Genomic DNA, 14,689 nt, shown 5'->3' with positions numbered 1-14,689 from the left:
CACCCCTGCCCTGGTGGGCCGTCGTGCGCGACGTGCTGTTGACCCTGTTGGCATGGATGCTGCTGCTCTACTTCCTTCGGGACCTGGTGTGGATGGTCGCGTACTGGGGGTTGGCGGCGCTGCATGTCAGCGTCGCGCCCCGTTGGCAATCCGGCGAAATGTGGCGCGACACGCTGCCGTTCCTGAAAGTCGTCGGGATGCTGGTGCTCTGGCTGGTCGTGTTTTCCATCGTGCGGTGGCGACTGCTCACCAACCGCCTGCGATCCGCGAGCGAGCCGGCACCGTTGGATGCAGTGGACCAGGCAACGGCATTCGGCGTTCCCATCACGCTCGTGGACGCGCTTCGCGCTGCGCCCCTGGCAACGGTCAACACCGCCGACGCAGGTGTCGTCAGCCCTGCCCGACCTCCCCATCGAGGAGCCGCTCGATGAATGCAAGGTCAGCGAGATTGCGGTTGCGCTGGCGCGCAGCCCCAAGACCATCAGTGCGCAGAAGATGTCCATGATGCGGCCACGGCGTTCCGCAAGACCTCGTCGAAGTCGGCCGCTTCGATCACGTACGGTTGGAGATCAGCCTGGCCATCGTTGCCTGCCCACCGAGTGTGCCCACCCGGTAGATTCTGGCGGGCCGCGCCGCCCCGCGCATCAGTAAAGCCGCCTGTCGGGACTGTGTAGTACTACTTGCCCGCCGTCACCAACGGTAGCGCGCACCCACACGCACGCTCGTGTCGGTGAAGTGCTGGCTGCCCCACTGGAACCCCAGGTTGCCCCACGCGCTCCAGTCGGCACCCAGTTGCGCGTTGATCCCCAACTTGGCTTCGTAGCGCTCGCTCGGATACAGCGCGTCCAGGGTCACCGCGTTGAAAGCCAGGCGGTCTGGAATGTGGTCGTGCCACCAGTTGAGCGTCAGGTAGGGCTGGATCTCCGTGCCGCGGTCAGACCAGGTGCGATGGGTGCGCACGCCCACCCGGGATACCCAACCCGTACCCGTGCTGTCGCTGACGCGAGTGCCATTGACCTCGGTGACCGTGTCTTCGTCGTAGCGGAGGTGGACCAGTTGCAACTGGGGCTCCACGGCCCATGCATTGCCCTGTCCCCATGTGGCGGCGTACCCGGTCTCTGCCGAGAGCGCCAAGGTGTGCGAGTCATAGCGGACGTCGGGCAGGTTGTCGCCCTGCACCGTGTTGCGGAACCCACCGTAGAGCGCCCAGCCGTCGATGTACCAGCCGCGCGCATCGCGTGCGTTCTGGTACCAGGTCGCATAGGCACCCATGCTCCATCCCCTGGTTTCACCACGGGACCGGGCGGGGTTGCCCGCCGCCAGCACACCGCTGCGGGCACTGCCGTACCCGAGCATGCCGCCGACATGCACGCTGCCGCCCTCCTCTTTTGCCTGCCAGTGACCAAGGTCTGCACCTAGCTGGATCAGGCTGGCCTCCGTGTCGACGTCGAACGTGCCATCTTCGCTGCGGCTTCTGCCGTCCCTGCCCACCGCGCGCAGCCACATGGAGGGTGCGTCCCCGGCAGTCATTGCGCGCTCCGTACCCGGCCACCCGGGCTCGCCCAGCCGGTCATGCAGGCTGTGCACGAACATGCCTGCGGCATTGCGCTGATTGGCCAGGTAGCCGCCCACTTCCGGACGGTAGAGCGGAGCGACCGCCGGCAACTCCGCCTCCGGCTCTGTTGGCGGTGGCACCGGCGGATTCGGCGGTGCGGGCGGCGTGGGAGGCGGTTCCGGCGCCGGCTCCTCAGGCAGGCGCAGCGAGGTGAGGTACCACCCCTGCGGTTGGGACCCGTCGCGGCTGCCGCGCACAAGCTGGTACTCGTAGGGACCTTCGACCACGCGCTGACGCAGCGTGAATGCCCCCGCGCTGGTGACTGCGCCATTGAGGGTCTCCACCACGGGAATGCCATTGCCCAGCGTTACCGCACCGTCCCCGCCCGCACGCAGAATGTGCAGCCCCGTCTGCCCGGTTGCGGTGCCTGCATCGATGACGAGACGGTCGGACGGGGATCCGTCGCCCCCCAAGTAGGTGTGGAGGGCTAGTGTTCCGCCCTCCCCCGCATAGGCACCCGCGGTGAGCGTTTTGTAGCTGTCCAGACGTTCAGGTGCACCACTGGGGGCACCGAACGCAATGGCGCTGTCCTGATTGATGAGCGTGCTCAGGTTGGACCTGCCGGTCATGTTCCACTGCGTGCCGGCCTGCAGGATCATGTCCGCGCGGCTGCCCGCCTGGGTCGATGCGGCGCCCTGCAGCATGGCCGCGTTGGCGGTCATGAACAGCGTACCGACGCGACTGCCCACGGCCGCCACGTCGAGCAGCGTGCCATTTCCGCCGGCGACATCCACACCATTGGACAGCAACAGCGTCAGCTGCGAGCCGGCCACCTGGACCGCCGTGGACTGCACGCTGGTCAGGCTGCCACCGGAGATCGTTGCGACATTGGCGCGCGTGGTGCTGGCCGTGCTGGAGTAGAGCCCATTGCTGCCGGGCCCTTCCGCGCGGATGACGCTGTCGCTGGCCGTAATGCCACCGCCGGAGGTGACGGCCAGCCCGTGGGCGCCGGCATTGCCGGTGGTGACGGTCGCTCTGCTCAGCACTACCGCGGGCATGCCATCGACAAAGGGACTCCCGTTTGCGGCAGCGCCGTAGGCACCCACCCCGGAGGTGGCAATGGTGCCGTTCGCGAAGGTCAACGTGCCTGTGGTTGACGGGGAAAATGGCGAGAAGGTCGCGTATACGCCGTAGGCATCGTTGGCCGGCACGAGGATGCCCACGCCATCGGCGTCCAGCCGCCCGCCCAGCGCGAGCAGGCCCGCCCCCTGGCGCAGGTACGTGGTGGAGTACGGCGAAAGTCCGGGCTCGATGGTGCGGAGAATGCCGCCGTTGGTATCGGTGATGCTCAGGTGCGAGGCACGGATGTCGACGCTGGAAAGCGTATCGGCGACCACGCCCATGCCCGCGCCCTGTACGGTTGCGTTGCGCAGCGTGACGCTCGCGCCGCGCGTCGCCGTGATCCCGGTGCCGGCGATGCCGGTGAAACCCATGGACACGCCGTCGATCGTACCCGCAGGGACGACCGTGTTGTCGGCCACGATACCCGCTGCCCCGGCATTGATGGGTGCCAGATTGGTCAGGCTCAGCTGGGTGGTGGCGTCGGCCAGGACTAGCCCGCCGTTGGACATGTAGATGGCACTCACATCGCGGCCGACGTTGATCAGGCGTGTTCCATTGCGTGCATCGATGATGCTGCCGTCGTCAACCGCCATCACCGCTGCGCCCCCGGGTGATACGTTCGTGCCACTCAGTGCGATGCTGCTGTTGTCGACCAGCACCACGCGGCTGCCGGAATCGGCGCGTACCCCGAACGCGCTGTTAGAGAAGCTCGACGTGAGGTTGAGGCCAAGGGTGACGTCCGAGTTGAGAACAGCGCGCACCCCGTAGCCGGTGCCGCTGTTCCCCACTGCCCTGGTCATGTCCACGGGGATGCCGGTGCCGATCGGCGTGGCGAAGCGGCTGTTGCTGATGCTGATTCCAAGCACGCCCTGCCCGGCGGACTCCAGCTGGATGCGGCTGTCAGGGCCCAACAGCACCTTGCCGCCATTGATCATTTCAACGCCGCGCGCGACCAGAGGCGTTGATGCGATGACGGTAGCCCCCGGCCTGAGGTCGATCTGGGTGTCGACGTTCGTTGCGGAGACCGCCGCGTTGACTATGGCCGCGTGCAGCTCCGTGCCGGGCACCACCTCGCATTGCCCGGACGTCATGGCAATGCGACTGGCGGTGACCACACAGGGCTGCGCCTGCGCCCGTGGCACCACCAGCGTGCATGCGCCGGCCATGACCAACGTGCCCTGTACCAGCGACCTGAACGCACCTGCCATTGACAGCTCCCGGATACGGCCTGCCCGACGTTGAGCTGACCACTGCACCCTGGGGAAATGCTGCGCCTGCTCTGCCGGAGTGAACAGCGTAGAAACTGCGGTCGACGCCAGTAAAATTACCGACGCTCGCCGTCCGCAGCGCCTGCCTGGCGCTGACATCCCCTTCATACGCCAGGATCAACCCAGTGCGCAGCTCGCCATAAGGACTACGTCGGCCTCGACGCGCTCGCCACGAAGTACCAGAACCCCCGGGAACCTTCTTTTATTCGTCGCTCCAAAGCGCCGCCCACCGTAACCGCTGGTCCGTTGAGGACTTCATGGCCGTCCCCGCCAGGGCGCCCTCCTCCACCACGCCCACGCGCCCCGCATAGGGGCTGCGGGCGTGGGTGGCGCGGTCGATATCGACAAGTCCGTACAGGTGCGCGTCGTCCTATTCGTCGCGAGGCTCAATGAAGTCATAGGTGACGGCGACAGCAGCGCGCCAGCGTCCGGATTGACACCGATGAAGAAGCTGCCCCGGCTTACGCCGATGGCGGGGACCACCTCACCAGTTGAGCTTGACGCCCATCTGCGCGCTGACATCTCTGAACCCATAACTGCCGCTCTGCCGGCTGATCTGTCCCCAACCGCTCCAGCCGCGGCCGAGCTCGAACTGGGCGCCGGCCTTCGCCTCGAAGACATCCTTCGGCAGGTCGCGCTGCAGGTACTCGCCGTCCATCGCCACGCCCGCTGCATTGCCACCCGACCACCAGTTCACCGCCACGAAAGGTTGTACCCGGTTGTGGTCACGCTCCATCGGACGCGTATACAACCGCGCGCCGACACGGGAGGTGGTGCCACCGGCCGTCATGCGTTCGACGACGGTGCCATTCTGCTCGGTCACATCATCGCTGTTGAAGTCGGTGTGGATCACCTGCAACTGAGGCTCCAGATACACCCCCACCCCCCGCTTGCTGGTATGCAGGCGGGTCGCATAGCCTGCCTCCAGCGAGCCCGTCACGGTATGCGAGCGATACGCCTCACGTGCCAGCGAGTCGCCCTGCACCGTGTTGTCAAAGCGCGCGTACTGGGCCCAACCGTCCACATACAGGCCGGTGCCGCTGGCCGCATTCTGGTACCAGGTGCCGTACAGACCCACGCTGTCGCCGTCCACCCTGCCCTGCGATGCATTGCCGGTGACCTGGGAGATGCCGTCGGTGGTCGCCCGGCCGTGGCCTACCATCACACCCAGATGCAGGCGGCCGTTGGAGCCGGCGTTGAACTGGAGGTCGCCACCCACTTGGAAGGTGTCGGCGCGCGTATCCGTATCCACCTGATTCGCACTGGTCGACGCACTCAGCTGGTTGCTTTGTACGCGCACCCACGACGATATCCCGTGGCCATCGTCTGCAGCAGCACCCAGCCCCGGCTCACCTGCCCGGTCGTGCAGACCTTGGCGGAACATGCGCACCGCCGCCTGCTGGTTGCCGAGGTAGGCCGCCGGCTCGGGACGCAGCACCGGACCGACGATGTCATCGGCCTCAGAGCGCAGGTACCAGTTGCCATCGGACGGGGTCAGCTTTCCGCCCTGCTTCAGGGCGTACTCGTAGGCGCCCGCAACCACGCGGCCCTCCAGCGCAAAGGTGCCGTTGGACGCTCCGCCGACTTCAACGACCTTGATGCCGTTGTCGGTCGCGCTTCCCGCGCCGCCCATATTGACCACGCTGACGCGGGTGTTCCCGGCGGTATCGCCCTGCACTACCAGCCTGTCGGTCGCCGAATCGTCGCCCCCCAACGCGGTGCCGAGCACCAGCCGGCCGCCATTGCCGACGTAGTTGCCGGCGACCGTCAGGGTGGAACCCGCGTGGTCACTGGCGAGGTTGACGACACCCGCATTGGTGAGGCCGGCCACGGATTGGCTGAACCCTGCGCTATCCAGCGTCGCGCCCGCCGACACGGTGTGCAGCGAGCCTTGGCTGAAGGCAGTGGCCTGCCCTGCGCGCAGCACGCCTTCGCTGACGGTGGTGGTGCCAGTGTAGGCAAGACCCTCAACGACAGACAGCACGCCGGCGCCTTGTTTGGTGACATTGCCTGCACCGCTGACCGCGTTGGCGAGCACCCAGTCGCTCGCAGTATCGATAAGCAGGTCGCCGTCATCGATGATGGCCGCAGTGCCGAGGTTCCGCGCATCTGCTGCGGTAAGCCTGGCGCCGCCACCGATCGCAAACGTACCGGCGTAGCCACTGTTGTCGCCCTTCACCACCAGGTCGCTCTGGTCATCAAGGGCAACCGTGCCGGTGCCACGGAGTGCATTGGAGAACGCCACATCGTCGCTGGCGCCGCCGAACGCCAGCAGGCCCTCATTGGCGATGTCGCCGCTTCCCAGCCCCGCAGCGCTGTCGAGCTGGACCGTTGCGCCGTTGGCAATGCCGATGCTCGCTGAAAGACCTGCATTGGCACCTTGAACAACCAAGGCACCACCGTTCACGGACACAGTGCCCGCGCCGCCCAACGCACCGGCTGCGCGACCGCCGTCGGCAAGGGTCAGACTGCCGCCGCCCACGTCCAACGTGGCACCGGATTGCACATCGATGGCACCAATCGACTGTGAGGTACCGTTGATCTGCGCCGACGTGCCGCCGACCAGCGCCAGCACCTTCGTATTGCCGAGCGCATTGTCCGCATCCAGGCGCAGGGCGCCCGAGTTCACGGCAGTGACTCCGCTGTAGTCGTTGCTTGCGTTGGACAGCGACACCACGCCCACACCGGCTTCGATGGCCAGGTTGCCGAGGCCGGTGATGCGCGCGGACATGTCCGAGGCCGGGGTCACGGCCACCGCGGCCGCCCGCGCAGTCGCGTCGGCACCCCTGTCCGGCGCCAGCGTCAGCGTCTGGCCCTCAACCAGGTCCAGGGTGGTGAGGCCATAGTTGACGTACAGGCCGTCGCCCGGTGCGGTCGTCAGGCGGAAGTCGTAGTCGGCCCGCGCCACGACGTTGCCGTCCTGCGCGATATCCACGCTGCGGCCATCGGACAGCACGTTGCCGCCCTGGTCCACAAGCGCCAGTGCACCACCGCTGCCCACGACGCTGCCAGCGTCGACCAGGCGGGTGCCGATGTTGCCATCATCCTGGGCCAGCAGATTCGTGGCATTGGGCGTGTCCGGAGCCGAAAGGGTGTATGGCGCGGGCACATTGACCACAATGGTGCCGGTTCCGCTGGCGTCGAGCAGACCGACCTTGATGTTGCTGATGCCCACCTGCTGGTCGGGCACACTGGCGTTGAAGCGCAGCGTCCCGCCTTGGATGCTCAGGCCGCCAAGGCTCTGCGTGCCGTCGGCAACGGTGACCATGCTGTCCACGCCAGCGCGAAGCGTTGCGTTTCCAAGCGACGCTGCATTGAAACCGCCCAACTGGAAGGTGCTCCTGCCAAGCGCGACGGTGCCGGCAAAAGCCGAGCCGGTATTGGCGCCGAAGTCGAACACCTCACCCTGCGTATCCACGTCGAGCACACCCGAACCGGTGAGCGCATTGTCGAAAGTCACCGAATTGCTGCGCCGTACCGCCAGGGTGCCGGCCCTGCCGATGTCAACCGCGCCGACTACGCTGCCCGTGGTGCTCCCGGTTCCCAGCTGCAGGGTGCCGCTTTCCACCGAGGTCTGCCCGACGTAGGTGTTGTCGCCGGAAAGGACCGTCGTGCCTGTGCCGGCCTGGGCCACACGGCCAGTGCCATCGATATGGTCGACGGTAACAACGTCGCTGCGATTGAGTACCAGCGCACCGTCGTTGTGCACTTGACCCAAGGCCACTGTGCCGATTGCACCACCGTTGCCAATCTGCAGGGTACCGCCGGCATCGGAGACAAAGGTATCGCCAGTGAAGTCAACGCCGCTCGTCACCGTCAAGGTACCAGCGTCGCTCACGATCAGGTCGCCCGTTCCGGTGACCGTGCCGCCGTTGATGGTGAAGTCGTTGCCCCGCGTGCCGATCGTGCCGCCCGCGGGGCCCAGGACCAGCCCGTCGCGGATCTGTACGGTTCCGGGCGTGTCGGAGTAATACACATTGATGTAGCTTCCATCCAACGCCAGCGTGCCAATCGCGGACTGCTCGCCCGATGAGCTCCACGCCGCCCCGTTGCTCAGCGCAAGAGACGACGCAGCTGCGTTCAGGCCTCCTCGCAGTACGCTTCCGCCGATAGCCGTGAGCTGCATTCCATTGCCATCGTCTTCCATCACGTTGGTGCCCGACAGCGAACTGCCGGTAACCGTAAGCACGTTCCCCACTCCGGCGCTGTAGACGGCCGCGCCATTGCTGCCATACGCGTTCGCGTCGAGCTGCGTGAAGGACTGGTTCGCGCCGTTGGAAAGCAGGATTGCCCGGCCCGACGTCCCTTGTGCAGAGACGGTCAGATTCGTGCTGCTGTTGATGGCGGACCCTGCGCCTGAAATGGACAGGGCAGCCGCGTAGTCCGCGTTGACCGCAAAGGCAGCCCCGGCCAGGTTCACCGTGCCGCCATTCTGGGCAAGCACGCCATTGCCGGCGAACTGCCCCACGCCGGGCGAAAGATACGGGGATACGTTCACCACGCCACCGCTGTCGGCCACAATGCCGGCGGTGGTTGCTGCATATTCCGTGGTGGTGAGCGACCCGCCGCTGACGCTCACCATACTGCCGGCGCCGGACGCATGAGCGGCCGTCTGTACAGCGCTGATCGCGCCTCCGCTCTCAATGATGCCGGCGTTCAAGGCCTGCACGCCGGTGTTGCTGGAAGCGATGGTTCCGCCAGCGCCCAGGATGAACATGCCGCCCTGCTGGGCGCGTGCGCCAACGCTGCTGCCGGGCGTACCCTGGATCATCGCGCCGTCATTGCGGATCAGGGAGCCGGCACCACTCACCTGAACCGTGACATTGTTCCAGAACGGGGCCAGCACGGTACCGCCGTTCAAGTTGACCTGGCCACCGTTTGCGGCGTACACGCCGACCGACCCCTGCGCGCCGCCTTGGGTCAGGACCGCGTCCTGGAAGGTGACGAGGGAGCCGGCACCGGACGCCACAATGGAACCGGCGAGGTTGCCACCGACAACATCCACGCGGCTCCCATTCTGCGCGCTCACTGCACCGCCGCCGCCGCCGCCGGACACCGAAATGTCGGCCGAGGTCGTGACCTGGCTGGGCGTGGCACCCACCGCGGAAGCGCCGAACACACCAAAGCCGCTGGCCGTCACGCTGCCACCGTCAAGGCTGACGGTAGCGCCGTTCTGGGCGGTCACAGGTCCGGTAATGCCCACACCCGTCGCGGTGATGGCGCTACCAGTACCGTTGGCCGTCATGCCGTTGGAGAGCACCCTGCCGCCCAACAGCTCCACATGACCGCCCAGTTCGGCCCGCACCCCGCTGCCGGTACCGGAACCACTGATGTCTGCCGTACCGGAAATGAGGCTGCCAGTCCCACTGGAGACGATGCCAAACAGCCCGGACAGGCTGCCGCCGTTCAGGGTGATGTGGCTGCCGCCGTATGCGCCGGCCCCACCGGTGCTGCCCGAGACGGTGGCTGCCGTCTCAACCGTGCCGCCTGCATCGGCCACGATGCCGTACGTGCAGCAGACCGTGGCGGCCGAGGTCGACTGCATCGTGATCGTACTGGTGGAATCGAATGAAGCATGGCCACCCCTGACGAAAGCCGCCGCCTGGTTCCCGCCCGACGCCGGGGCCTGCGAAGTCAAGGTGACGCCGATGCCGGTATAGTCGCCACCGGGGACGACAGTCAGCGCCGGCGTGGTGGCCGAGTCGCGACTCACTCCGTTCTCGGTAACCGTCGTGGACACCGTCAACGGGGGCAGCGCCTGCGCCGCTCCGGGAAGGGTCATCGCAAGCAGGACTGACCCGCCGATCAGGAGAGAGACAGCACCGGCGCCCCGAACCGTGGAGGCACGTCCACGCAACGACTTCCTGCGCGGCGTGGCCAGCTCGGATGCGACGACCCAGGCGCCCAGGGAGGTGTTCCAGATCAGGCGGTAGATGGTGTTCATGGTTATGCCCAGTTGATTCCAGGCGCAACGTTAGTCGGCAGGCATCGTCCGCCCAATCAGGCGATCCCTATAAGGTCGCTACCAGGCCCGGCGGACGGGACCGGTTCATATTTCCGCGCACCGCCGCCGTTACAGCCCTAGCTCTCCGCCTCTCCATCCAGTACCCGCTCAATGAAGGCCACCGCGTTCCGGAAGACCTCGTCGAAGTCCGCCGCCTCGACCACGTCAGGCTGGATCCACTGCCGGTCCTTCAGTGCGATGAGCAGAACGAACGCCGGTTTCCCCTGCGGCTGCCAGGCAGTCACGTGATAGTCCTGCTTCCTGTAGGCCGCATCCAGGGTGGCACTGGCCACAGGATTGCGCGGGGTCTGCGGCGGATCGTCGCGCGCGGGGCCGGTGCGTGCGGGCTCGGCAGGCTGGTCGGGCGCATGGCTGCCGAAGCGTGCCACGCGGGTCGTGGGCAGCCGGCAATATTTGCCGATCGCCACGTCGGAAATCCCACACAGGCTGCCCTGCCCCTCGCCGATTACCGGCCCCATCGCCAGGACACCACGCGTTGAAATCAGCCTTGCCATCGTCGCTCGCCCGCAGAGTGTTTCCACGGAACAAAGTCTGGCCGGCCGCCCCGTCATGCGCATCAGTAAAGCCGCGTGCCGCGACTGCGTAGTATTACTTACCCCCCGGTGCGCCGGGCCCGGCCGGGGCCATCCACGCCGCCTTCATGGGGCCGGGGCAACTCTGTGCCGGCCCGACATCCGCATCGGAAGGACGTCCACCATGCTGCCTCCGTTCATTCGGCGTATCGCCATCCAGTTGTTCGACAACGGCGTGCTGCGCCTGATCTTCGAGAACACGCGCAACATGGCCGTCTCCACCCTGATCACCGCCGCAGGACTGGAAGTGGTGCGCGCCGGGCCCGGTGACCTGGACCTGGTCAACCCCACCATCGTGGGCTACGTGGTCACCGCCATCGGTGCCTGCCTGCTGCTGCTCAACCTGATGGACGGCCTGTGGCGGCTCAGCCGGATGAAGTCCCACCTGATCCTGCAGATACTGGTCTGCGGCGCCTATGCGTTCATCTTCTGGCGCGTGGTCTACCTCGTCCTGTACTTCAAGGCCGGCGGAGGCATGAGCATGAACCCCGGCGGCTGATCAAAGGTAGTTGAGGGTGAATGTCATGGCGCCGTCGGCACTGCCTGGCATTACCGCTGTGTCTGTCTGGATGTAGCGTGCACCGAAATCGATGGAATAGTCACCCTGCGCGCCGCCATACCCCGACAGCGGCGTCGCCGTTCCCAGAGGGAATGGGTTGCCCGCCTTGTCCAGCAGTTGAATGCCGATGCCGCGCGCACCCGCCTCGGCGCCAAGCGCCACCACCGATTGCGCTGCATCGACGATGGGCGTCACGGCATCGATCTGATAGGTGATACGGCTGAGCGCGCCCAGATCCGTCGGCCCCGGGCACCCCATCAGCGCGATTTTGAAGGGAACCAGGCGCGTCGAAGATCCCTTGCCCTTGAACTCCGTTGACATATGGGTCCCCAGCGGCACGGTGACGTTCGGTGTCGTGCAGGCGAGCGCGTCGATCCGCACGGGTCCCATCGAATACAAAACGCTCTGTGACGTGTCCAATGCGCCATTGATATAAGGCCCTGCCTTCGCCAACGACATGCCGCTGACCACCCCTGACGCGATCTGCCCCGTCTTGACGAACAGGAGCCTGAGCTGCGCTCCGTTCGCCGTGTACTTCGGTGAATTGCATGCCCGCGCGCCATTGATACTCAGCGGGGACCAACTCGCCTGCCAGCCGCAGCCATTGGCGTAAGTGAGGTAGCCGGCCGCGATGCCGATGCCGGGCAGTGAGGTCTCAAAAACCTTGTACGTTGACCCACTGTCGATCAGGGTGAGCCCCGTTGGCGAGGTCATCATCGAATCCAGGCGGACCCCCACCGCGTCCGCCGTGGTTGCACCGGTACAGTTGAACAGATCCGAATACCCCGGCGACAGGATCCAACCGGTCAGCTGTGTGCCAACCGGCGCATCACGCGGAACCGTGATGCTGGTGGGCACCTGGATCTGCACGGTGCGGTTGCCGCCGCTACAGGTGACGGCAGCGAGGGCGGACGGTGCAATGCCTGCAATCAGCGCGACGCAGGACAGGACTGCAACCAGGCGGCCGAGACGCTTTCCACGGAGAGGATTTACCGACATTCGCTGTTCACCATGGTCATTGCAGTGTTGTTCCCGATGGCATCGGGAAGCGTGTAGTTGAGCTGGCATGTGGATTCCGCGCCCTGCCCCCAGCGGACAGTCAACGTTCCGTGGGTGGATTTCAGCCTGCGCACCACAATGCGGCCGGCCTGGGCGACCGTTCCCACGTTGCCGCCCTCTGCATCGAGAACCTCGGCGCCGAACGGCAGCGGCGACCCCGTGAGGCTCTGAGCCTGGATCAATGCGGATCGGCCTCCGCTCTCGGTTTCGATCCTGGCCAGCACCACCGCACCGTCGGTGGGCACCACGCGTGCCTCGGTGCCCTTGAGCTCCACACTCAGCGGCAGTCCCTTGGGATCGATCTCGATGCTGTTGCTGGCAAAGGGAATGAGATTGGACACCACTGCGCGCCCACGTGAATCGAGCAGCAAGCCGTTGCCATTGGCAACGCGTGCACCGCCCGCGCCCACTGCTTCGATGATCGCAACGGTGTCGCCGCCTGTGGGGGAGAAGGCAACGCCCCCCGAATAGGCCACCACCATGCCGGACGCACCTGCGCTCAGTTGGCGGTTGGAGCCGATGCTGCCCACGCTTGCGGAGAGCGTGGCCTTGGGGAGCACGTAAGCTGCATTGCCGCTCAGCCGGGTCGTGGACCTGCCATCACCGGTGGTCCTGGTCGCGCTCAATCCGTACGTCAAGGCCTCGTCCACGGCCGCCACGCCGGTCAGCGCCTGACGGACGCTCGTGGCACCGGCGGGGCCGCTCTGCACGCTGGTCGTGGTGTAAGGAGCGTGTGCGCTGCTGCCCAGGGGCAGGCTCAGATTCAGCAGCATGGCGTTGTCCCAGCGCCCGGTGGCAGGCAGAAACTGCCGCGAGGCCGACACGCCGTAGTTGAGACGCTTATAACTGTTGCTGTATCCCGCCTGGTACTGCACCTCCGACTGGGTCTGCCCCCAATACGCCTGGGCAGAGCCGGACGCATAGATGGCGCCAAAACCTGCGGGCAGGCGCTGGTTCAGAGCCAGCTGAAACGTGTCACGGCGAACGCCCGGCTCTCCTGAAGTTCCGATGTTCGCCCCCGCGTGCAACCGCATCGCGGCGGGAAGGTCAAGATAACCGCTGCTCGAGTAGCGATAGGCAGCCAAGGTCAGGCTGGTATCGGTAGGCGCGAACAGCGTGCTGTATGCCAGGCGATAGCTCTGCCCGGCGCGCTGGGACTCGTCGCGAACGCGCGTAACGGCATGCGTAACATCGGCGCTGAATGCACCGATACGCGTGTTCAGTGCAATACCTGCCGCCCCTGCCGTGTAACCGTCGGCCACGATCGCGCCCCCATACCCGGTCACAAGGTTGGAAAAGCCGTGCTGAAGGGTGAACTGCGAGACCAACCGGTCGGCGGCAACGCTCGCATCGCGGTACTGGCCAACGCCGGCGCTGTAGCGTGTCACCCCCGGCCGCAGTGCATTCACCGCCCTCGCAAAGGGAACGGTACTGATACGGACGCGGCCATCGGCTTCGGTCACGACCACCTCCAACTCGCCGCCGTAACCGGTCGGGTAGAGATCATCAATCTCGAAGGCCCCCGGTGCCACCGTGGTTTCATACAGAATGTTGCCGTGCTGGCGGATCTGAACCAGCGCGTTGCTTTCGGCGATACCGCGAATGGTGGGTGCGTAACCACGCTGGGATTCCGGACGCATGCGATCGTCGCTGCTCAGCACCGCGCCACGCAGGCCGACGCTGTCGAAGACCATGCCATCGGTAAAGGTATCCCCGAGCACCAACCTGCTCTTCCACGACGGGATTGCCCGTGACAGATTGGTTTGAATACCCTGATACTCCGCCCCCGTCTTGTCCGCGGTCAACGCCCCCGTACTGCGAAGACGCCACGCGCCGACGTTGACACCGCCATCCAGCCCCACGTAGCCACGGGTGACGGACTGGCCTGCACCGTTGGATTGGTAGGCGTTCGCGTTGTACTGGAGCCGTGCGGACGTTACGCCCTCGTCCCAGTATTGGGGGTCGACGTAGCCACGCGCAGACCGGCGCATGAACGCCTGCGGCACGGTGACCAGCAGCCGCTGCTCGCCGTTGTCGAACGTGGCGAAGGCACCGGGCACCAGGTCGGCCAGGGGCACGCAGGGCGACGCGCCGCCGCCCGAGGGGACATTGACACCCGTTGCGATCTTGCCCAGGTCCACACCGACCAGCTCCAGCAGCGCTCGATCGAAACAGGCGACGACAGCAGCGTTTCGTTCACTTCGTGCGCGAAGTTCCACGTCCGCGCGGCCGGACCAGTTCCCATTGGTCGTCACATCCGCCAGGTAGGTTCCGGCGGGTGCCTGGTTGCCCTTGTTGAAGCGGGCAAGATCGATCGCAGTGTCGTCGGACTCCCGGATGAAGGCCGTGTTGAATTCCACTTCCGCAGGCGCATCACTGTCATTGTCCGGCAGGCCTTCGGCCTGCGCGCAGACACCGGCGTACATGGACAGAACCACCGCGCCTGTTGCCCTGAACCAGCAGGTGCCCGGCGGTGACTTCGGCAACTTTTTCATTCTTCAAGCCTTCCAGCCGTCAAGAGCGCGCGTG

At 66.1% G+C, this 14,689-nt stretch carries 7 protein-coding genes; 2 read left to right on the top strand and 5 right to left on the bottom strand.

What is annotated here, in order from left to right:
* Nucleotides 1-23 precede the first annotated feature (23 nt).
* A complete protein-coding gene (locus ACOZHM_RS00325) occupies nucleotides 24-431 on the top strand; it encodes a hypothetical protein (RefSeq protein ID WP_421566951.1) in 408 nt (135 codons plus the stop codon).
* Between the two features lie 259 nt (nucleotides 432-690).
* Here ACOZHM_RS00325 and ACOZHM_RS00320 read toward each other — a convergent pair whose 3' ends face one another.
* The 3 genes from ACOZHM_RS00320 to ACOZHM_RS00310 all read right to left on the bottom strand — a co-directional run bounded on the left by ACOZHM_RS00320 (nucleotide 691) and on the right by ACOZHM_RS00310 (nucleotide 10,464).
* Complete coding sequence (locus ACOZHM_RS00320) at nucleotides 691-3,885, bottom strand: autotransporter outer membrane beta-barrel domain-containing protein (protein ID WP_421566949.1); 3,195 nt, start codon at nucleotides 3,883-3,885, stop codon at nucleotides 691-693.
* A 544-nt stretch (nucleotides 3,886-4,429) separates the two neighbouring features.
* Nucleotides 4,430-9,889: an autotransporter outer membrane beta-barrel domain-containing protein gene (locus tag ACOZHM_RS00315; protein ID WP_421566948.1), complete on the bottom strand. Its 5,460-nt coding sequence runs from the start codon at nucleotides 9,887-9,889 to the stop codon at nucleotides 4,430-4,432.
* 137 nt (nucleotides 9,890-10,026) lie between these two features.
* The gene (locus ACOZHM_RS00310; RefSeq protein ID WP_421566946.1) at nucleotides 10,027-10,464 is read right to left on the bottom strand and encodes a hypothetical protein; all 438 of its coding nucleotides are present in this window, start codon (nucleotides 10,462-10,464) and stop codon (nucleotides 10,027-10,029) included.
* A gap of 202 nt (nucleotides 10,465-10,666) precedes the next feature.
* Between ACOZHM_RS00310 and ACOZHM_RS00305 the strand changes: the two genes are divergently transcribed.
* Nucleotides 10,667-11,041, top strand: coding sequence for a hypothetical protein (locus ACOZHM_RS00305; RefSeq protein ID WP_421566944.1), 375 nt, complete (start codon nucleotides 10,667-10,669; stop codon nucleotides 11,039-11,041).
* Here ACOZHM_RS00305 and ACOZHM_RS00300 read toward each other — a convergent pair whose 3' ends face one another.
* Nucleotides 11,042-12,100 (bottom strand): fimbrial protein, encoded by a 1,059-nt coding sequence (locus ACOZHM_RS00300; protein ID WP_421566942.1) that lies wholly within the window; start codon nucleotides 12,098-12,100, stop codon nucleotides 11,042-11,044.
* The gene (locus ACOZHM_RS00295; protein WP_421566940.1) at nucleotides 12,091-14,655 is read right to left on the bottom strand and encodes a fimbria/pilus outer membrane usher protein; all 2,565 of its coding nucleotides are present in this window, start codon (nucleotides 14,653-14,655) and stop codon (nucleotides 12,091-12,093) included. The genes ACOZHM_RS00300 and ACOZHM_RS00295 overlap by 10 nt, the downstream gene beginning before the upstream one ends.
* Nucleotides 14,656-14,689: the final 34 nt, after the last annotated feature.

It is taken from the genome of Stenotrophomonas sp. PD6, assembly GCF_049199305.1.
Classification (GTDB): Bacteria; Pseudomonadota; Gammaproteobacteria; order Xanthomonadales; family Xanthomonadaceae; genus Stenotrophomonas.
This window is presented reverse-complemented; position numbering and strand designations above follow the sequence as displayed.

Bases quoted from the DNA above. Each gene is read 5' to 3' on its own strand.
- ACOZHM_RS00315 (WP_421566948.1), bottom strand. From the start codon at position 9,889: ATGAACACCATCTACCGCCTGATCTGGAACACCTCCCTGGGCGCCTGG.
- ACOZHM_RS00300 (WP_421566942.1), bottom strand. From the start codon at position 12,100: ATGTCGGTAAATCCTCTCCGTGGAAAGCGTCTCGGCCGCCTGGTTGCA.
- ACOZHM_RS00305 (WP_421566944.1), top strand. From the start codon at position 10,667: ATGCTGCCTCCGTTCATTCGGCGTATCGCCATCCAGTTGTTCGACAAC.
- ACOZHM_RS00310 (WP_421566946.1), bottom strand. From the start codon at position 10,464: ATGGCAAGGCTGATTTCAACGCGTGGTGTCCTGGCGATGGGGCCGGTA.
- ACOZHM_RS00295 (WP_421566940.1), bottom strand. From the start codon at position 14,655: ATGAAAAAGTTGCCGAAGTCACCGCCGGGCACCTGCTGGTTCAGGGCA.
- ACOZHM_RS00320 (WP_421566949.1), bottom strand. From the start codon at position 3,885: ATGGCAGGTGCGTTCAGGTCGCTGGTACAGGGCACGTTGGTCATGGCC.